Below are 18,407 nucleotides of genomic sequence, written 5' to 3'. Positions count from 1 at the left end.
CGACGATCGCGCGTCGCTTTGCCGCCCGTCTCAGTCACGTTTCCGTTCGTCTCGAACCGAATCGAACCGTCGAGCGCGTGCGAGGGGAGGCGAGAGCCGTGAACGTTCTCGTCGCCGGCGGGGACCGCGTCGACGCCGGCAAGACCACGTTCTCGATGGGGCTGCTCGAGCGAACCGGTGCGCTCGGGTACAAACCGCGCGCGGCGAACGACTACTGGTTCGACCACGACGACTGTCTCGAGGCGCTTTCCCAGGGACGACTCTACGGCAAGGACGCGGCGAAGCTTTCCGGCGCGGAGCGAGCCGAGAGGGCTCCGGAGGCGATCAACCCGGTCCACAGGCTCTGGCAGCCCTCGGCCGACGACTCGGCCGGCATGTTGGGCCGTCGCGACCGCGAATTCGTCGTCGATCGGGTTGCTCACCCCGACGGCGACGAGCCGCTGTACGTTCACAACGGAACCGTCGAAGTTCCGGAACTCGTCGCGGAATCGCTGCCGCTCGAGGACGCGGTGACAGTCGACTCGCTCGCGGAGTTGAACGATCTGATGGAAGGGGAGTATCTCCCGGCGTTTCGTGCGCTCTCGGAGGAGATCGCGGCAACCGAGTTGGCCGTCGTCGAATCTTACGGCGACGTCGCTCGTCCGCTCGAGTCCTTAGTGGAGGACACGGTCTCGGCGGCCGTGGTCGTCGAACCGGGACGCGTCCGGATCTACGACGGCGGTCGATTCTGTCGGGCCTGTTCGGTTGCCGGCTCGAGTTCGGGCGCTGGAACGCTCGAAACGCGGGTTCCAGACGTCGTCGATTCGATCGAGCCGATCGCGACGGCGTCGTTACCGCCGCTTTCCGGCGAGGATCGCACCGATCCGACGGCCGTCGCCGAGGCCTACGAGTCCGCGTATGCGGCGCTGCTCGAGGCGGTCTAACTCTGCGGTGGGTCCTCGGCGTCGTTGAGCGCCTCCTGTGCCGACAGGTCTACGGAGCCGTAAGGGTTCGTCGCCACGCGCTGGCCGTGTCCCGCGTACATGACCTGCAAGTCCTTCTCGATCATATCGAGGACGTCGTGGATGCTCAGAACGAGCTCCTGGTGGTCTCCCTCGGGGAGATCGGTCCGGCCGTAGCTTCCGTGCTCGAAGATCAGATCGCCGGCGAAGAGAACGCCGGGTTCGCGGGCGTACAGACAGAGGTGGTCGTCCTTGTGTCCCGGCGTGTGCATCGCGACGTACTCGTGATCGCCGAGGACGACGGTCTCCTCGTCCGCGATTTCGTTGTCGACGCCCTCGACCGACGTATCGAATCCCCATGCTTCGACGTCGAAGGCATCCTTCACTGCCTCGAGGTTCGCGACGTGGTCTTTGTGCGTGTGTGTGAGGACGACGGCGTCGATGTCGTCGACGTGAGCCTCGATCTCGGAGACGACGTCGAAGTTCGCACCCGCGTCGACCAACACGGTCCGGTCGCCGGTCACCAGGAATACGTTGCTCGTGAACGCGTGAACGTCTTCGGCGAGGTTCTCGATCATACCGACCCTACGGGACCGGTCACTTTGTGCGTGTCGACATCGGTGAATCTCCCGTTCGTGCACGAACTCGCCGAGACGGACGGAGCGAGGCGTGTCGATCGGCTCGAGTCGGCGTGAGCGTGGTTTCAAGATCGACCGGCCAGGAGCGGATGAATACTGATCAATTGCTGTGAGCGTCCGTAAGTCACTTCACAAGGACTTTTAGCACTGGCACGTAGTAGTAGACGAATGACGCGGTCGCTCCTGGTTGGACTTCTCGTCCTCGTCCTCGTCCTCGGGACTCTTAGTGGCTCGGCGCTTGCGAGTGAGGCGGTCACTTCGACGCCGAGCAGCGACATCGCTCCGGCGGTCGACGAACAGCCGACCGAACCCAGCATCGAACCGGCTGGGACGAGTCAGGAGTTCGATGACGTCACGTTCGAGATAACGATCCACGAGAACGGAAGCGCCACCTGGACGTTCCAGTACGAACGCGTCCTCGAAAACGAGAGCAACGTAGAGACCAACGAGTCTGAGAATTTCCGAGAGTGGGCCGACGACTTCGAATCAGGGGAGACCGAACTCTACGAGAGCTTTCAATACCAGGCCGAGAGCCTGACCGAGTCGGGCGCCGAACGCTCAGGACGAGACGCATCGGCGACCAACTTCCATCGAGAGGCCTACGTCGAACAGGCAGGCATCAACAATATGGGCAACGAAACCGGCGTCGTAGAGATGTCGTTCGTCTGGAACGGGTTCGCGGAGGTCGAACGGGACGGCACAGTTCGCGCCGGAGACGTGTTCGACGAGTGGCCCCTCCTCGAGAACCAGCTCCTTACCGTCTCGGCCGACGACCCGCTCGTGTTCCAGTCGGTCCACGAAGGGGGCGAATACAACGGCGAAACGCTCGCTAACGCAAACAGCGTTACCTGGTCAGGCCAAATGAAGTTCCTCCCCGGCGAGCCACATATCGTCCTCGAGAACACCGAGCGCTCGAGTGCGACGGGGCCGGCCGGCGTGCTAGACTGGTTGGGATCGAGCGGGACCGGTTCGCTGCTGATACTCGCCTTGATTATCGCCGGACTGATCGGAGCGGGGACGCTCGCTCGATCGCGGGATATGACCCGTTCCGACGAGTCTACAGCCGAGGCCGACTCGAGTCGGTCGGAGGGAGCGCCGACGGCCACACAATCCGATGCGAACGAGGTTCAGGAGGCGGCGCTTTTGACCGACGAGGATCGCGTCGTCTCGATGATCGAGGACAACGGCGGGCGAATGAAACAGGTCGATATCGTCGAGGAAACTGGCTGGTCGAAATCGAAAGTTAGCATGCTCCTCTCGGAGATGGAAGACGAGGGAACGATCAGCAAACTCCGCGTCGGCCGCGAGAACATCATCAGCCTCGAGGGCCACGAACCCGAGGCGACGAAATCCCCGTTCGACGAGTAGGTTCGTGTGCCATCGGTGGCCACCCCGCCGTCGAAACGGAATGCTTAAACGACAGTCGGCGGTACAAACGAATGCGCTCCGATGGTGTAGTCCGGCCAATCATATTGCCCTCTCACGGCAATGACCTGGGTTCGAATCCCAGTCGGAGCACTCCTTTCCCGACGCCTTCTTGTGGTTTTGGTCTGCGGAGGTCACCAATGTTCGACTCAACGCTCAGGCCAGTAGATTCGAAGGATTCACATACAGCTACGTCGTCTTGCGGTTTTCAGGTTTTGCCGGGCTATGCGATTCACAGGACTCACACGGCATTCCGGTTCTGTCGGGTGATTCCAGAATTTGCCCATCATTAGCGGATTCGCAGGGCTATACCCAAAACCGCACGACGGAGGCGCGAGAATGATCGACCTCGATGATTACCCGATTGTCACTGAAGATTCGGAGTCGTACCTGACAAACGGCAGCTGCTCGACTACCGCTCCGAGCGCGAAGAGTGATTAGAGTGGCTGCTGATGTTTGGGAAGAAACCGGTCGAGGCTGTCGGGTACGCACCGGGGACCGTGATACCTCGCTGCTACCACATGGATCGGTTCTATCGCTACGTCTGGGATCTCGAAAGCGGTTGTACGGGCTCTGTTGAAATTCTATTGGTTTGATATTTTCCCCGCTGAAACCGAACCCAGAGGTGTCAATCCCGTCGTTGGTCGGAAGAAGCGTGACTGAGAGGTTGAGAAGAACCCGCCAAACAGCCATATCGAACCGGTTGAACGACTCACACAACGTCGAAGGAGACGGGGAGTTCCTCAAGAGCGAGAGCGTTGCGATCCGAGGCGTCTCGATACGTTCGTCGAGAAGAGTCCGGTACGTTGTATTCTTCCGCACCTGGAGGCAGAGCAAGACGATGTGTTGATGGAGTGTATACCGCCGTTTCGAGAATTTCGAAGAGTAGCGAGCGACAGCTTGCTGAGACAAGTGATACGTCCGCTCAACAAACCGGAGTAACCGAGACTTCGGGAGCGCTTCCATCTGGTTAGACCACCGGGACAACTTGTAACTCTCTGAGGATTTCAACAGAGCTATTATCGATACAAAAGCGCCAGTAGCACGGCACAGAGGCCAGTCACGGTTACGAGTCCACGTGCTATCAGAATATCTCCTGTGTCCGCTCCTGCGATGTTCGCGACTGAAACTGCCAGGAATACTCCTGTCGTCAGAAGCCCGATCCCGAGAGCGAGTAAGCGCATCTTCGGGGCGTCATTTCGTTTGAAGCCGCGATAGGCCAGCACTGCGACGAACAGACCGATGAGTGCGGTCAATCCTCGCGAGAGCCAGGCAATACTGCCGGGCGAGAGAACCTCTGTACCCAGAGACACAGGTATCACTGGGACCCACCTCCGTAGATCGTCCAGAGGATGATTCCTAACCCGGTAAGCTCACTCCCGCTCACGAGTACAGACCGGCCGGCTGTACCCACGCCCGTGAGAGTCGGCAGTCCGACTCGGAGGAGTTCCGGAACGGTCGTGAGCAGAACCAGGCCGAGCGCGAGATACAGCATTCCTGGGTGTCCTGGCCCCCGACGATAGCCGCGAATGAGTACGAGGGCGATTCCGACAGAGAGACTGATCGACAGCAGCGTCAGGAGAACGACGGTGGCTACCATCACCGGGTCCGACGATGGCGAACGTAGTTGTAACAATACGTCCAGCATTCAGGACAACCCCTCGAACAGGTCCGTGAATCTGTCGGCCGGATTCGTCGCGGATCTCGTCACGGCCACTTCGTACGCACCATTTTCGAACGTGACTGATACTTCGTCTACGGTCGCCACGTATCGTTTGTAGTGGTGGCCATCTGGGTCGATCATCTGTTTTTCAGCCACGAGATCGGCCTCCTGTAACCGTTCGAGGCGTCGGTACGCTGTCGGATCGGACATGTCACAGGTTGTGCAGAGTTCGGAGGCAGACATCGGTTCTGTGGTGAGTTCGGCGAGGATGGCTCGCGCGTACTCGTCGTCGAGCAACGCGAGGAGTTCATCGTCGCCGTCCTCGTCCATACTGTCTCCCTGAGAGTGGTTGCAAATAAAAACCCCTCCCGACTTCTGGACCGGAAGCCGATACTGGGGTGCTACTATGATGCCAGCTCTCCAGTTGAGTATGCCCTCGACAGAGACCCAAGGCAAGCCTACGTGGCGCGTCCGGTACTGGCTTACCTGGCCGGTTTGGAACCACGACGATCAACGACTTCGGGCCCCGCTCCGGGCGCTGTTACCCCTCATCCTGACGTTTCTGGCTCTCGCGGTCATCCAGACGGCGGTTCGAGCCCGGTTCGAGCATCCAATCCGCGAGTTGCTTGAGTTGAGCGGCTTGATAGTCGTTCTCTCGGGGGGACTCCTCGTCGCCACGAGGCTCCTCGATCGACGTCCGGCCGTCGATTACGGTCTGTCGTTCGACCGCGATTGGTGGAAAGCGGTCGCCGTTGGGTGCGTGACGGGCCTCGCAGTCAACGCCGGGGCTCTCGTGGTGTCCCTTCAGACTGGCTGGGTTTCCGTGACAGGATTCGCCGAAGCCCCCGGTGTTCTCCCGTTCGTTCCGGCAGTGATCATCACGTTCGCGTATATCGCTGTCGCAGCAATCTGGGAAGAATTCATCTTCCGAGCGACCATGTTGAAGAACCTCGCAGAAGGCGGAGCAGGATATGTTGGCCGGAAGCCAGCCGTACTTCTGGCCGTCCTCCTCAGCACGCTCATCTTCGCGACACTACACGGCGGGAAGGTAACTCACATCAGTCAGTATGGGTACTATGTGATCTCTGGTCTCGTGCTCGGGAGCGTATACGTGCTCTCCGGCGATCTCGCACTTCCTATCAGCTTTCACGTGTTCTACAACTTCTCACAGGGATTCCTCGGTCTCGGAGTCTCCCAAGTCACGCCCGAACTCGTCGTTCTCGAGATCGTCGGCTCCGACATATGGATCGGCGAACAGGGACTCGTCCACGTCATCTTTGCCCTTCTCGGTGGCCTATTACTTCTCGCGTACATCCGCTTGCGAGACGGACAGTTACAAATCGACGAACGTGTGACACAGTGGAATCCACTCACTGAGCAGTAGGACGACAGTAGGGTGCGGTTCTTCGAAGTGTTCGAGAGGCAATCGGATTCACGAATCGGACTCCCAACAGAGTGGTTCGAACAGCAATTGCGTCTCCTTCCTCAAGAGCGAGTATGTCCTCAAGCGTGATGGTCTGTGTCGATTCCTTGGAAACTGTTCGCGATCGTCGTCTGGTTTATCCGGTCATTCGTAGTTTGCTTTCTTTGGTGCTCTCATAGTGGCGAGTATCCCCGAACCGATTGACACCGTTCCGTATCGGAGGAACGAGATGAGAATACCGCCAACCAGTAATACCCCTCCACTACCCAGTTGCAACTGGGCAAGTCCGATCGCCTGAACTCCCTGACCGACGCCACTAAACCACTCTATAGCTTCGGCCAGCAAGCCGCTATTTGAGCCAGGAAGTAGTTCCAGTACAAATTCTGATACGTATCCGAACGCTCCAGCAATAACCACTTGCGCCAGCTCCGGTGTAATGAGGAGTGCCGCCAACAACGCGCCGCGCAGCACAGACCGTTTCCCTTCCCTTGTCTCGCTCCTTCCTTTGTGCCGCGATGGTGGTGGTACTCGTCCTTATCTCGCACATGATCAGTGCAGTTCGTGGGTTTCGAACCGTCGTACTGCCCTGCGATAGGCGCGTCGAGCTACAAGTAGTCCAGCGACAATCAACAGCCCGCCGAATCCACCCCGGAAGGCAGTGAGCGGGAATCCCTGAATCGCCGCGCCAGCGTCGTTCAACGACGACGTGAAGGTGGTGAGTACGCCGCCGTTGGCGACTAATCCGAGAATGAATCCCGGAACGTACCCGATCCCAGAGAGCGCCAGCCGCACCAACTCCGGTGCTGCCACGAGTCCAACCAGTGCCGCGCCGGGGAGCCACATCAACACAACGTGAAGCACACCCGCGAGCAACCGGGGTGGTCGGACTCCGTCGCTGTTGCCGATGCGGATGGCGCTGTAGCGCGGGAACCACATCCCGACGATCGGTGCGAGCGTCGCCCCGACGACGGTGAGGAAGCAGCCGATCAGCGTCAGCGCTATCGCCGCCAGTGGTCCGTACCCTCCTATGAGTGCCGTCACAAGCGTGACGACGCTGACGACGGGCGCGAACAGCAGACTCGGGGCGATGAGTCCGCGGACGAACGCCTGACCCGAAACAGCAGTTAGAGTTGTCGGCAGGACGGCCCCCTCGTCGCCGAACGGGTTGAGACCGAACGCCGCGCCGGCGGTCCACCCCAGCAACACAGCGCTGGCTGGTCCCAGTATTGCGAGCGAGCCGGACCCCTGTAGCATCATATTCACTAATGCTGAGCCGCCACCGAATACCGGGATCAGCAGGAAGTTTAACCGCTGAGGTTCCCGACGGGCTCGCAACAGAAACCATTCAGCAACGTGACGGGTTGGACCGGTGATGAACGGTACGCCGAGGGGGGTAACGGCTTGCTTGAGGGATCGCTGATCGCCCTCCGTGCGGGTAGAGACGGAGGTTTTGCCAGCGTCCGAAACAGTGACCGACTCGCCAAACCAAAACGAGGTGGCAATACGCTCGGAAAGCCAGATTCCACTGATGATAACTACGCTAACCGCGACCACTCCCCCGAGAGCGTGTGTCGATGACCAGCCGATGGACGTGCCAACCACCAGCAAGTCTGCGAGCCACCCAATCGGAATCACTCCGAGTGTGGTTGGACTGATCGAGATCGGTAGTTGACGTGCTTGGAACAGGAAGTAGGTGCCGAAGAACAGCATTGCGACCGTTCCGCCCAGCACACCCTTGTGACGAGCAACGAACGGCACGGTGGCCACAAGCCATGCGGCACAATACCCCAGCAGGCGACCGACCGTGACCGCGCTGGCGATGTACAGACTGCCGACCAGCGGGACTGCCAGAAGGGTTAGTGGTGCACTGAAGGTGTACGCCCCGGCAATGGTGAGGAGAAGGCCAACCGGGAACACATACGTCAGCACTCGCAGGCTCTCGGCGACGATGCCTCCGACGACAGCAGTTCTCGGTGAGACGGTCGTCAGCACGAACGCATCGGCGACTGGTTTACTGTGCGCCGTCGTCGTCCGCTGGGCGAGCATGAATACACCGAATACCCAGAGCATGGCGAGCGTGCCTCTAACGAGCCGATTTATCGAGAACTCTAGATCCGCTCCCCGGAGTTCCGGAACGAACAGGATCGAAAATACCGTTAGCAGGAGCGTCATGAAACCTGCACCGCCAGCCAGCAAGATCAGCCGACCAGTGTCTTCCCGAATCGCTCGGACAGACCGCTGATAGTCGAACCGGCCCATCCGAATGGCATGTCCGAGCCAGCCCGACTCAGCCATCGGTATTCTCCTCAACGACCCTCTGGTTAGCGGTATTGGCGGCGCTGGCCTCACTGTCGGACTCTCCTGCGGTGTCGCGCTCGTCGGTCGTGAGCTCGAGGAAAGCATCCTCCAGCGAGCGCGTCTCACCAGTCTCTGCGCGGCGTTCGAGATCAGCGGGCGACCCTTCGGCGACCAACTCACCGTCGTAGAGGATGCCCACGGTGTCGGCAATCTCCTCGACGACGGGAAGGATGTGCGTCGAGAGGAAGACCGTCGTCCCCGCATTGGCGAGATCCGTAATCATCTCTCGGAGCGTCCGCGCAGCGCGTGGATCCAGCCCGGATGTGGGTTCGTCGAGGAAGACGACGTCGGGTTCGTGGAGGATGGCCTGGATGTAGGCGGTCTTCTGGCGCATTCCTTTCGAGTACTCCGCGATCCGCGTGTTGGCATCTGCCGTAAGATCCAGTTCGTCGAGGAGTCTATCAATTCGTTCTCGTGTCGCCTCCGCAGGGAGATCGCGGAGGCCAGCGGCGTATTCAAGCTGTTCGTAGGCCGTCGCGTGGTCGTACAGCGGCGGTTCCTCGGGCAGGTACCCGATGTGCGTGCGGAGGCCGTCCCGATCCGTGATCGAGATGCCGGCGACAGAGCCAGTCCCACTGGTCGGACGCGTGAGACCGGTAAGCATCCGCATCGTCGTGGTTTTCCCCGCGCCGTTCGGGCCGAGGAAGCCGTAGACGACACCCTCCGGAATCGAGAGAGTTAGGTCGTCAACGGCGAGTGTGTTTCCGTAGCGTTTCGTCAGTTCGGTCGTGTCGATGGCAGTCATGGTGGAATCGGTCTGGGTGTTAGTTGCGGATGAACAGCGAGTAGAGGATACAGCCAAGGCCGCAGATTTCGAGGAGCCGACTCGCTACCGGGAGGTAGAACGTATAGAGGCGTGGGCCGAGCCCGAGCGAGTTGCCGAGTGATGCTCCTAGTATAGAGAGCGCGAAGGGGGCGAGTGTAAGGAGGGCGAGGCCAATGGCTAAGAATAGGATCCGCTGGCTGTCATTGCGTCGATACCCTCGGAAGGCCTGGAAGACGATGTAGAGCGCCAACATCATCGCAATCAGCGTGACGGCGAGGTGGATGAGATAATCCGTGTATGCTTGCGCCACTCCAAACTGTAGCAGCATGGTTAGATGTCCTCCCACATGTCGGTGAAGCGATCCGCCACGTCATCCGCGGGGGTCTCTTCGACGTCGACGTGTAGTTCACCGTCATCGAGTTCGACGGTGAGTCGGTCAAGTCGTGCCTCATAGACACTGTAGTGGTGGCCATCCTCGACAACTTCCGTCCGTTCGGCGAGGAGCCCACACTCAATGAGGCGGTCAGCGCGTCGGTAGACGGTTGGGAGGGAGGCGTCACATTCCTCGCTGAGGGTTTTGGCGGACATCGGTTGGGTACTCGTTGCAGTGAGGATTGCCCGCGCGTACTCATCGTCGAGGAGCGCAAAGACCTCGTTCGGAGAGCAGTCCTCACCCACGTGTATCGGTCTTCTTGGAGTGAGGTAAAATACGTATTCGATTTTCTGGGCTGGAAAAACGGCGACCACCTATACGGATATCTCACTCATTGAGTGAATTTTCGCTCATCAGGTCCACTGATCACGGCTCTCCAAGCCTCTCGAACAGTTATCTGTATCTAGCGTGGATGGTCGTCTCTCTCATCGATAACATGACGAATATCCGTCTGTACAGTGGTTGGTAATTTGGTTCCTTTATTCAAAACGAGGTCTGAACTGAATCGCTCAATTTAGCAAGTACACGTGCGTGTGTATCACTTGTCCCGCGCGACGTAGCGATTATGAAGCGACCACGGAATATCAAGTACTATCACCAGCACAACCGCAACTCCGAGTCCCGTAAAGAAATCATCAGTAAGACGAAGCGCAATGAAGATAGCAACGATACTCCCAACGAGCCTCGTCACTCGGCTCGGATTCAAATTGAGGTCGTCGAACTGCATCGTTTCGTCAGGCCGGTGTTTCGACCACTTACATCACGACGAGTGAGTGTCTCGGATTGCAGCCGGGTCGGCTAAAGTCGAGATACCCTAATGAGAGTGGAATAAACAGTCAGGACGCGACGACGATGACCCCTCGAAGTCGGGCGGTTAGATTACCCACCCGGTCAAGAGGTTGTACAACTGCGAGAGAACCAACAGTCCGACGGGAATCCAGACCGCGATTGCGGCCCCACGGGATGACAGGTTACGTGCGTGTTTCGTGGCATGCATCCAGATGATACCCTGCCAAATCAGGAGTGCGATGGCGATCAGTACGGCGATCCGAACAGCCGTCTGACTTTGGATCGCCGTCTGAAAGCTTACCAGTGCTTCGGTGAACTCGGCAGCGTTCTCTGAATTGAGGTTTTGCGGGAGGTCAGGGACACTGACGTTTTGAAGCGCAATGAACTGGGCGATAGCGGAGATGATTCCTGCGAAGATCGCGGGGGCGAATCCCCATCCGTTCAGCTTGAACGTATCGCCGAGTGAGCCCTCCCCGCCGACCACGATTGAGAGGAGGTAGAATACGAGCGCAAAGATGACCCATGCGAAGAACTGTCCGAAGAATCCGAAAATCACACTTCCTGCGAGGCTGAGGGAGGCAAGCGGAGGTGCGCCCGTGGCCACGAATTCCCGATAGGTGAGAAGTGGGGCGAGAACGCTGGCAATGGCGGCGAGGAAGACGATACCGAGTGGCCAAAGGAGACCGGGGTTTTCGGCTCGTTTGCGGAACGATTCGTCCGGATCGGTAATGACGTTGGTGAGTGACATTGTGTTATTGTTGGATGGTGTGTCGTTCATACGATGGCGTTTCTATCTTCGAAGTGATACTGATTGTTAGAGGTCGGTTGAGTTGAATCGGTAGTATCCAAGCATAAGTGGGACAACGATCCACGCAGCAAGGATCACGAACCCGAACGAGGGGGCGAGATAGAACGGCACGTCGCCCCCAGCACCGGCAAGTGGCCCGCTCGTGAGATCGGGGATCAATACGTGGAGCACGTTCGAGTATGCGGCTGTCGGATCGAGCTGGACGAAAAACTGTGCCCACTCGGGTTGAGTCGCCATATCCAGCGTCAGAGGCGTGTACTCGTTGAGGATAAACCGAACGAGTGTCGGGATGAGGCTCCAGATCACCGGGAAGATGAACAGGCTGGTAAGCGCGCCCGCGCCGACGAGCGAAAGGGTCGAGGAACGCGTCGCCGCCGAGAAGCTAACTGCGAGGGATACGAACGTTAACGCGAGCGCGAGCGACGCCAGCACGAACAGGACATAGCTGCCGAACGAGAGGGACCCGGACAGCACCACGACGACGCCAGCGGCGATGAGAAACCCGACGATGGCGGAGACGAAGACAACTCCCGTCCGTCCGAGCACTTTCCCGAGAACAACGTCGCGGCGGGTATGTGGTAGCGAGAGCAGTAGCGCGATACTGCCACTTTCGCGCTCGGAAACGATTGACTTGTAGCCGACGATCAACCCGATTAATGGGATGAAAAACACAGTCAGCCCGGAGAGGAAGTTGATGAGCGCAAGCGAAGAGACCTGTTCTCCGCCACCACTGCCACCGATCGCGCCGAGCGCGATGTAGACGTAGGCTGCACCGGCTGTAAAGACGACGAATACCGCGGTCAACCCGAGCAGCATCCACGACCGGATCGCGTCTTGAAAATCCTTCTGTGCGATTGTGATCGCACTCATGGGCGGCCCGCCGTGTCCTCGTCAGTTGATCCATCGGCCCCGGTAGCCGACTGGACGGTCGCACCATCGGATTGATTATTTCCGTCTCTCGACTGGTCGGCTTCATCCGCTGGTCGATGGTGCCCATCGGTGGTGTACGACGCGAACAGGTCTTCGAGTGAGGCGCTCTCCGTCGTGAAGTTCTCAACTGACACCCCAGCATCCTCGATGGTGTCCAACACTACCGTCTTCGAGGAATCCTCGCACGACACCGTGATCGTGGTGCCCTCGGCACTCGCCTCCGAAACCTCCACGAGCGTGCGTACCTCGTCGAGAACTCCATCAGCCACTCGATCAACCTCAACCACCAAGGTCGCCTCGGTGCTCGTCGTATCGCGGAGCCCCTCAATGGTGTCCTGAGCGACGAGTTCGCCCTCAAGCAATATGCCTACCCGGTCACAGACCGCCTCAACCTGACTGAGGATGTGCGAGGAGAAAAACACTGTCGCGCCGCGATCGCGCTCTGCACGGATGATTTCGCGCATCTCGCGCGCACCGTTAGGATCGAGTCCCGTTGAGGGCTCGTCGAGGATCAGCAAGTCTGGTTTGCCAACCAGCGCCATCCCGAGGACAAGCCGCTGAGCCATTCCCTTCGAGTAGCCGCCCGCCTTTCGGTCGATCGCGTCGGCTATTCCGACTCTCTCGGCAAGTGCGTCGGGGTCGTCATCGCTTTTCTTCGACTTGATGGTGAAGTTGAGGTGCTGGCGGCCGGTCAGCCGGTCGTAGACGTCGAACCCCTCGGGGAGCACGCCCACGCGCTCGCGGATGCGCTTGCTTTCGGCCTGTGCGTCGTGGCCGAGAACTTCAGTGTCTCCGGACGTTGGTCTGGCAAAATCAAGTAAGATATTGATTGTTGTTGACTTTCCGGCCCCGTTTGGTCCCAGAAAGCCGTAGATCTCGCCTTCTTCGACCGTAAGGTCGAATCCCTGAAGCGCGGTTACACCCCCGTACTGCTTCGTCAGGTTCGTGAGTTCGATGGCGGACATGGCTACGCACCCACCTCTGGATTCTGAAAGCAGCAGCCTCGCATTAGTGCCCGTTGCGGCGGCTGATTTACGTGTTCAGTGTTCGGCTGCCGTAGACGGGGGGAAGTGCGGAACGTTCGTACTGGACTACAACAGCCCACATATGTGCAGAGGGCTGATGGTATCGTGTATCCATTCAGTTTCATACACTCAACCGGACAAACCCAGAGACATTAAACGGATGATCCAATTTTCCGAGCCAGAAAAACGGCATGTACCGATACGGCGAGCCAAAGCATCAAGCCAACTGCCGCTCAGCAATCCTACTGTCATAACCCTCAAATCCTTCGAACAGTCATCGGTACAGAGCATGGATAGTCGGTGTTTCCCATCGAAATCATGGCGATTAAGACAGCCCTTTGCGTGACTACCACTATGACCCTCCGCGTTCGTACGGCACTCAAGAACGGCCTTCGCCGGGCGTTTACCCGGAACGGTCTCCTTCTGGTGGGTGTCTACCTCGTCGTCAATTTGCTTCAGGGCGGGCTCGTCTACGCTGTCACAACAACGGTGGTTCCGCTTGGACCGCCGACGATTCCAGGAGAAACCGGTGGCGTCAGCCCGACGCCTGGGTCACAGTTACCGGCGCTTGTGTCCCTCCAAGCGGCACTGCTGGTGTCATTCACAGGTGGGTTGCTCACGATCCCGATTCAAGTGATCGCCCACCGGACGTTCGTCAGTGAGTGGACAGACCAGATCCCTGACGAGTTCATCTTCCATCGATTAGGCTGGACGACGCTCAACAGTTTCGTCGGGAGCTGGCTGGTTTCACTATCATTTCTCATCGTCGCTGGGCTCTGCGTGGGCGTCGGCTTCTGGGGGCTCTTTTCGGTCGCTGTCCCGTCAACAACTGCGTTTTTACTCGGTGACTGGCTGGGCCGGCTTCTCTTAGCCGTATTCGGCCTTGTACTTCTCGTGCCGAGCGTGCTCCTCGGCGTGAGCCTAATTTTCGTCGGTCAGGAGATTGCGGTCCGGGACAAGAACGTTATCAGTGCGCTCGCCAGCAGCTGGCGACTCACGCGAGGCCACCGTCTTCGACTCCTCATGTTGGCGGTGCTCCCAATGATTTTACAGTTGGTTGTGTCGTATGGTCTCTTCGCGGTGCTTCCGCCACTCCCGGCGCAGTTCATCGCACTCATAGAAACGGGAGTCGTTAATCTCGTTGTGCTCGCAATCATGGCACGGGCGTACGTACAGACCGAAGATGACGATGGCGGACCGTCTCAGCAAACCGGCGTACTGAGCGATGTTCTGTTGGGACCAAGTTAGGCTGACTACTCTGACGAGTGAACCCCCTCGAGGTCGAGTGATTCGAGACGCCAAAGGCGTCTCGTCATCATGGAAGACCGATGGTCTGCCAACCGACTCAGAGACATTCGGCCTGCTCCGCTTGTAGAGACGGCTTTCGAAGACTCCAACTTGGAATGTGAACTCGGCAGGAACAGTCGAAGGCGTCGCTGTCCATCGGTTCCCCGTTCTTAACTGAATACGAATAGAGCAGTAACAGATGTAGGAATCCTAGTTTTGAGGCGTGAACAAGAGGTTCCAAATATAGTCAGAAAGTGTTATACCTAGATATCCCCCGACAACGATTACGACAAATGGCGTGAAAGCGCCGGAGATGGTCTCAACCCCAAACAAATTCAGACCTACAAGGTCTACAGCGATTGCGAGTGCAGCTAACACGATCAGTTCTACGAGTAATCGGGGGCGAACCAAGGAGTTCGTTGCAGACATATAAGTCAACTATTGTATCTACTGACAATAAGTAAGTGAGGCAATTTTCTGACCCGGAAAATCAATGAGGGGCACTCATACTACTAGGTATCCGATGAGATAATAACCAACAGAATGACGACTGACCGACGACCACAGGATTACGCTCAGTGTCGCGATCGTCGCTTATCGCGAGAGTTGATCAAACTCTATTCAAGTACGCTCTTCGGAAGCAGGTTGTTGGTTGAGTAGAGCTGGCGCTGGAGAAGCGTAGCGGGCAAGGGTGACGCTGCCGCGTCACCCGAATGCAATGTTCCCATTTGAATTGCTGAGATCAGAGGCGAGCGCCGCGAACCTGCTCCAGCAGGTTCTCTGGCGCAACGGGCTCTACTGCCCGCGCTGACGGTCTGAGTCAATGATCAAACACGGCAGCTATCGAGAGCATCAGCGGTATCTCTGTAAGGATTGCGACCGCACGCGATTTCACTCGTTCAGCGGCCTACGCGTACTATGGTGACGTGCATACAGAGCTCTGTACGGACTTCCTCATTAAATCTGTTACCTGTCCTGGACACGGCGAGCTCATCACCACCGAGGGTATTGGCAAAGCAGAATTCGTCTCGTTTCTCGATGAGGCAGAATAACCGCGTTAGTCCTGGAGGTCCGCGACGGTGCGTCCGAGCTCCTGGGCGTGTTCGCTCTGGCTTACGTCGTACCGCTCTTCTATTGATCGGAGTCGTTCTTGGAACGTCGTTGTTGGGCCTCCAGTTGCGTCTACTGTAAATAAAGCAGTTCCCGCATAAGAACCATTTCCCAGTCGTTCAAGCGAGAACAAGTCGTCGCTCGGTTGTGTTGAGAAAGAGCATCCAGAGTCCGCTTCTCTACTCAACGAAGTGATGGAGTTTGTATTCAGATCAGATTAGATTCTGTGTACGTCTACCGGCCTATGATCCGCTTTTCTCAAACTATATTTCAAGACGCATTTATCACTGATGCGATTTAGAGTCTATGAACGCTGAGCCGCTATGAGGTCAACAAGTGGCGCAGAGATTCAACGAAAGAGTCTGTCGACCCGTGAGTCGCAGACATTGTCACGGCTCGCCGGGAGGTGCCCTTGCTCTCTTCGATTCCACAGCGACAACTGAGCAGTGTCAACAATCTCCTACAGAAGAGCGTATGGTATAATATATTACAGCAACACGTGTAAGGTTCCGATCTCTCTCAGGGAAAGCTGAAGGTGTTTCTTGAGTTCCTGAGTAGTAGGTGTCAGCATTGCGTACAAAATATGGGGGCGGATGTTGTTCTCTGTCGTTCTATGCGATCGAAATTGCTGCACCGGCGAAAAATACGGCGGCAGCGAATCCAAGAACAGCCACAGAAGGCCGGTTGCGCCCCACCGCATCTCGTTTGAACGTGTCCCATTCAAGTAGAATCCCGAGACCGATAACGATAGCAGCACAACCACCAATGAAACCGGGGACCGACCACAGCGAAAGTCCGTTTTGAACGATCGTGCCGGCTGATTGGAACGCGAGCAAAATTCCTGTGATCAATGGCGCAGCTCCAACTGTCTTTTTAGAGGGCATACAATAAGAACTTCAAAACACAGACACATAATGCTTTCTATTAGACATTAAAGCCGATCTGCTTGATACACAGTCCTACCTAACGGCCGTTTCAGTGGGAAAGCTGTCGAACCAATAGGATTTCAACAGAGTCGGATTCAGACCTACGTCACTCCGGAGCAACGTCCCCCTATCGCTCGTACGAAGAATATATGCCACCTTCGAGAATCTTTAGAGATGAATGTCCCCGTCATTCCACCGCTCTGTCCCATTAGTATGGCGATTCGAGTTCATTGGCGCACTCGATTCTCTCCCGATCACGGTTCTCGTAAACTGGCTTCCGAATTCCGAGGCAAACATTACGGGCGACATCATGATATTCGGTGCGTTCATCGGAGAGGTGATCGCCACAATCCGTTCGACAGATCCAGATGCCGCTGGCCTTCGTGCAGGTCTTCTCGGTGGGATCCTCGGCATACTCACACCGTTCGTCATGGCGGATAATCCCGCTATCGAGACAATGGTCACTTGGCGTCATCGTCCAGATTGGTGATTTTCGGCAGAGTAGTGCTTGTTCTCGTCGCTCTGTTCGGTCTGGTATACGGTCGAATCGGGGGTTGGGTAGTAACCACGGTCACTACCTGATGAACAGCAATCTCATCGGTACAATAGTAGGTTGACTGTTCATCGCCCACTCTGTATCGAAAATTGAAAAATCTTAGTGAGATATGGTGTCAATCGTACCTCATTCGGTGTCATTTCCGAGAGCTACTCCCAAAGCATGACTCACCATACCCCGTTATATTTCAGAAGTGATATTTATTCTTGATTGTGATACAGGTGACCTATGGAAATTGCACAAGCCGTCCTAGATTTAGACTTAGATTCTAATAAGGCGAGAAGTTATAGAAGCGGATTCACAGCGCCTCTACTTACTGGCTTTCTTGTGCTCTGATATCAGTACTGGACTATCGGTGAGTTAGCAATTGAGACAACGGATATTTTCTTTTCCGCTCGTTCGCATTCATACTATCACAATTCATCTACACTCGCGGTCAGTGAATTGTCTATACTGACTGTAGGGGGTGCACCCCCAGCATAATAGAGGAGTTCACAGAGCCAGAGCTGTTTGTGTTGCTCACCCCTCATTCGTCTCCTCGGCTACATCATCAACTGTATCTGGCCGAGCGACCATTACCACACCGAGCACTGCCAGTAGAACTCCCGAAATATACGTGTCAGCTTCAGCGCCGCTTCCAACACGAAACACGAGCCATTCAAGAACTACGAAACTACCGCCGACTAGAATAGCTACCCCACCCATAGCCCTTGTCGAAATATCCACATATGGCGATACGAGGAGTGCACTCATATATAGGAAGAATACCCCAAACGTAGCGAGCAATTCGTTCGAAAACGGATTTTCTGTAAGCACGATAAGGATTCCCGCAGTAACTGCGCCGACGAAGAATAGTAACACGCCAGCTTTCGGATTCTGAAGGTTCGGACTCACGATCCGGTAGCCAAACAACAGACACAGAACCACCACTCCACCGACTGCCCGAAGCATCTCGGTGAACGAAGTAGCGTCGATAAGCGTCCGAAGAAACATTCCCATGATAATGATCGAAATCAGTACTCCAGCCACAAGTTGTGACGTGTCCAGCGGTTCCCAAGGCGGCCATTCCACGGTACTGGACAGGTAACAAACAAATGCTAAAAATAGTTTTGACTCAACCAACCAGATAGCAGATTAGTGCATAGAGAGCACCCGAACCCCAGCTCTGTGGAGCACTCCTTTGGTCGAGTCTCTTCATATATTACGCGATCATAAGGAATCATTATGAAGTTGAATACTATTTGTGATAGTCGGGACTACCTTGTCCGAAAATGCCGACTTCCTCCCGAAAGTCGACGACGGACCCGGAGTTATCATTTGCTGAGTGTT

At 56.9% G+C, this 18,407-nt stretch carries 18 protein-coding genes, 1 tRNA gene and 2 pseudogenes; 6 read left to right on the top strand and 15 right to left on the bottom strand.

Translation table 11 applies throughout. The features are described from left to right. Positions 1-98 precede the first annotated feature (98 nt). Positions 99-923, top strand: a complete 825-nt coding sequence (locus BM348_RS06475; RefSeq protein ID WP_092903061.1) for an ATPase — start codon at positions 99-101, stop codon at positions 921-923. Here the strand turns inward: BM348_RS06475 and BM348_RS06470 are convergent. Continuing rightward, positions 920-1,519: an MBL fold metallo-hydrolase gene (locus tag BM348_RS06470; RefSeq protein ID WP_092903059.1), complete on the bottom strand. Its 600-nt coding sequence runs from the start codon at positions 1,517-1,519 to the stop codon at positions 920-922. The two genes, BM348_RS06475 and BM348_RS06470, sit on opposite strands and share 4 nt — an antisense overlap. A 228-nt stretch (positions 1,520-1,747) precedes the next feature. Here BM348_RS06470 and BM348_RS06465 point away from each other — a divergent pair, with 228 nt between their 5' ends. After that, positions 1,748-2,947, top strand: a complete 1,200-nt coding sequence (locus BM348_RS06465) for a helix-turn-helix transcriptional regulator (protein WP_092903057.1) — start codon at positions 1,748-1,750, stop codon at positions 2,945-2,947. 75 nt (positions 2,948-3,022) lie between these two features. Then, a tRNA-Glu gene (locus BM348_RS06460) sits at positions 3,023-3,097 on the top strand. A 522-nt stretch (positions 3,098-3,619) separates the two neighbouring features. Here the strand turns inward: BM348_RS06460 and BM348_RS06450 are convergent. The 4 genes and pseudogenes from BM348_RS06450 to BM348_RS06435 form a co-directional block, all read right to left on the bottom strand. Next, positions 3,620-3,970 (bottom strand): annotated as a pseudogene (locus BM348_RS06450) (IS5/IS1182 family transposase); the annotation flags it as partial. A 53-nt stretch (positions 3,971-4,023) separates the two neighbouring features. Continuing rightward, positions 4,024-4,230 (bottom strand): DUF7521 family protein, encoded by a 207-nt coding sequence (locus BM348_RS22565; RefSeq protein WP_449272238.1) that lies wholly within the window; start codon positions 4,228-4,230, stop codon positions 4,024-4,026. Between the two features lie 92 nt (positions 4,231-4,322). Beyond that, the gene (locus BM348_RS06440) at positions 4,323-4,604 is read right to left on the bottom strand and encodes a hypothetical protein (protein ID WP_217641994.1); all 282 of its coding nucleotides are present in this window, start codon (positions 4,602-4,604) and stop codon (positions 4,323-4,325) included. 48 nt (positions 4,605-4,652) lie between these two features. After that, entirely contained in the window at positions 4,653-4,997 is a 345-nt protein-coding gene (locus tag BM348_RS06435; RefSeq protein ID WP_092903052.1) for an ArsR/SmtB family transcription factor, read from the bottom strand. Between the two features lie 100 nt (positions 4,998-5,097). Between BM348_RS06435 and BM348_RS06430 the strand changes: the two genes are divergently transcribed. Next, a complete protein-coding gene (locus BM348_RS06430) occupies positions 5,098-6,051 on the top strand; it encodes a CPBP family intramembrane glutamic endopeptidase (RefSeq protein ID WP_092903659.1) in 954 nt (317 codons plus the stop codon). Between the two features lie 183 nt (positions 6,052-6,234). On the opposite strand, the gene BM348_RS06425 is transcribed toward BM348_RS06430, so the two are convergent. From BM348_RS06425 to BM348_RS06385, 8 genes are all read right to left on the bottom strand, one after another. Continuing rightward, complete coding sequence (locus BM348_RS06425) at positions 6,235-6,561, bottom strand: hypothetical protein (protein ID WP_092903050.1); 327 nt, start codon at positions 6,559-6,561, stop codon at positions 6,235-6,237. A gap of 78 nt (positions 6,562-6,639) precedes the next feature. Next, a complete protein-coding gene (locus BM348_RS06420) occupies positions 6,640-8,385 on the bottom strand; it encodes a hypothetical protein (protein ID WP_245779407.1) in 1,746 nt (581 codons plus the stop codon). After that, positions 8,378-9,193 (bottom strand): ABC transporter ATP-binding protein, encoded by an 816-nt coding sequence (locus tag BM348_RS06415; RefSeq protein ID WP_092903048.1) that lies wholly within the window; start codon positions 9,191-9,193, stop codon positions 8,378-8,380. The genes BM348_RS06420 and BM348_RS06415 overlap by 8 nt, the downstream gene beginning before the upstream one ends. 19 nt (positions 9,194-9,212) lie before the next feature. Then, complete coding sequence (locus BM348_RS06410; protein ID WP_092903046.1) at positions 9,213-9,542, bottom strand: DUF7521 family protein; 330 nt, start codon at positions 9,540-9,542, stop codon at positions 9,213-9,215. Positions 9,543-9,544: 2 nt separating this feature from the next. Further along, positions 9,545-9,892, bottom strand: a complete 348-nt coding sequence (locus tag BM348_RS06405) for a winged helix-turn-helix domain-containing protein (protein WP_092903044.1) — start codon at positions 9,890-9,892, stop codon at positions 9,545-9,547. Positions 9,893-10,521: 629 nt separating this feature from the next. Next, complete coding sequence (locus BM348_RS06395; RefSeq protein WP_245779406.1) at positions 10,522-11,214, bottom strand: Yip1 family protein; 693 nt, start codon at positions 11,212-11,214, stop codon at positions 10,522-10,524. A 36-nt stretch (positions 11,215-11,250) separates the two neighbouring features. Beyond that, positions 11,251-12,114 carry an ABC transporter permease gene (locus tag BM348_RS06390; protein ID WP_092903037.1) on the bottom strand — a complete coding sequence of 288 codons (864 nt, stop codon included), beginning with the start codon at positions 12,112-12,114 and terminating at the stop codon, positions 11,251-11,253. Then, positions 12,111-13,139 carry an ABC transporter ATP-binding protein gene (locus tag BM348_RS06385; RefSeq protein WP_092903035.1) on the bottom strand — a complete coding sequence of 343 codons (1,029 nt, stop codon included), beginning with the start codon at positions 13,137-13,139 and terminating at the stop codon, positions 12,111-12,113. The genes BM348_RS06390 and BM348_RS06385 overlap by 4 nt, the downstream gene beginning before the upstream one ends. A gap of 414 nt (positions 13,140-13,553) precedes the next feature. Here BM348_RS06385 and BM348_RS06380 point away from each other — a divergent pair, with 414 nt between their 5' ends. Continuing rightward, on the top strand, positions 13,554-14,447 hold the full coding sequence (locus tag BM348_RS06380; RefSeq protein ID WP_139231156.1) for a hypothetical protein: 894 nt from the start codon (positions 13,554-13,556) through the stop codon (positions 14,445-14,447). Between the two features lie 757 nt (positions 14,448-15,204). Then, positions 15,205-15,372, top strand: a pseudogene (locus BM348_RS06375) (transposase); the annotation flags it as partial. A gap of 835 nt (positions 15,373-16,207) precedes the next feature. Here the strand turns inward: BM348_RS06375 and BM348_RS20575 are convergent. Further along, on the bottom strand, positions 16,208-16,480 hold the full coding sequence (locus BM348_RS20575) for a hypothetical protein (RefSeq protein WP_139231153.1): 273 nt from the start codon (positions 16,478-16,480) through the stop codon (positions 16,208-16,210). A gap of 1,117 nt (positions 16,481-17,597) precedes the next feature. After that, on the bottom strand, positions 17,598-18,149 hold the full coding sequence (locus tag BM348_RS06355) for a hypothetical protein (protein ID WP_139231152.1): 552 nt from the start codon (positions 18,147-18,149) through the stop codon (positions 17,598-17,600). Positions 18,150-18,407 lie beyond the last annotated feature (258 nt).

It is taken from the genome of Halostagnicola kamekurae (assembly GCF_900116205.1).
Classification (GTDB): Archaea; Halobacteriota; Halobacteria; order Halobacteriales; family Natrialbaceae; genus Halostagnicola; species Halostagnicola kamekurae.
Note: the sequence above shows the minus strand (reverse complement) of the source record. Positions and strands in the feature narration are given on the sequence as shown.

Bases quoted from the DNA above. Each gene is read 5' to 3' on its own strand.
- BM348_RS06390 (WP_092903037.1), bottom strand. From the start codon at position 12,114: ATGAGTGCGATCACAATCGCACAGAAGGATTTTCAAGACGCGATCCGG.
- BM348_RS06470 (WP_092903059.1), bottom strand. From the start codon at position 1,519: ATGATCGAGAACCTCGCCGAAGACGTTCACGCGTTCACGAGCAACGTA.
- BM348_RS06410 (WP_092903046.1), bottom strand. From the start codon at position 9,542: ATGCTGCTACAGTTTGGAGTGGCGCAAGCATACACGGATTATCTCATC.
- BM348_RS20575 (WP_139231153.1), bottom strand. From the start codon at position 16,480: ATGCCCTCTAAAAAGACAGTTGGAGCTGCGCCATTGATCACAGGAATT.
- BM348_RS06380 (WP_139231156.1), top strand. From the start codon at position 13,554: ATGACCCTCCGCGTTCGTACGGCACTCAAGAACGGCCTTCGCCGGGCG.
- BM348_RS06440 (WP_217641994.1), bottom strand. From the start codon at position 4,604: ATGGTAGCCACCGTCGTTCTCCTGACGCTGCTGTCGATCAGTCTCTCT.
- BM348_RS06420 (WP_245779407.1), bottom strand. From the start codon at position 8,385: ATGGCTGAGTCGGGCTGGCTCGGACATGCCATTCGGATGGGCCGGTTC.
- BM348_RS06465 (WP_092903057.1), top strand. From the start codon at position 1,748: ATGACGCGGTCGCTCCTGGTTGGACTTCTCGTCCTCGTCCTCGTCCTC.
- BM348_RS06385 (WP_092903035.1), bottom strand. From the start codon at position 13,139: ATGTCCGCCATCGAACTCACGAACCTGACGAAGCAGTACGGGGGTGTA.
- BM348_RS06430 (WP_092903659.1), top strand. From the start codon at position 5,098: ATGCCCTCGACAGAGACCCAAGGCAAGCCTACGTGGCGCGTCCGGTAC.
- BM348_RS06395 (WP_245779406.1), bottom strand. From the start codon at position 11,214: ATGAACGACACACCATCCAACAATAACACAATGTCACTCACCAACGTC.
- BM348_RS06415 (WP_092903048.1), bottom strand. From the start codon at position 9,193: ATGACTGCCATCGACACGACCGAACTGACGAAACGCTACGGAAACACA.
- BM348_RS06435 (WP_092903052.1), bottom strand. From the start codon at position 4,997: ATGGACGAGGACGGCGACGATGAACTCCTCGCGTTGCTCGACGACGAG.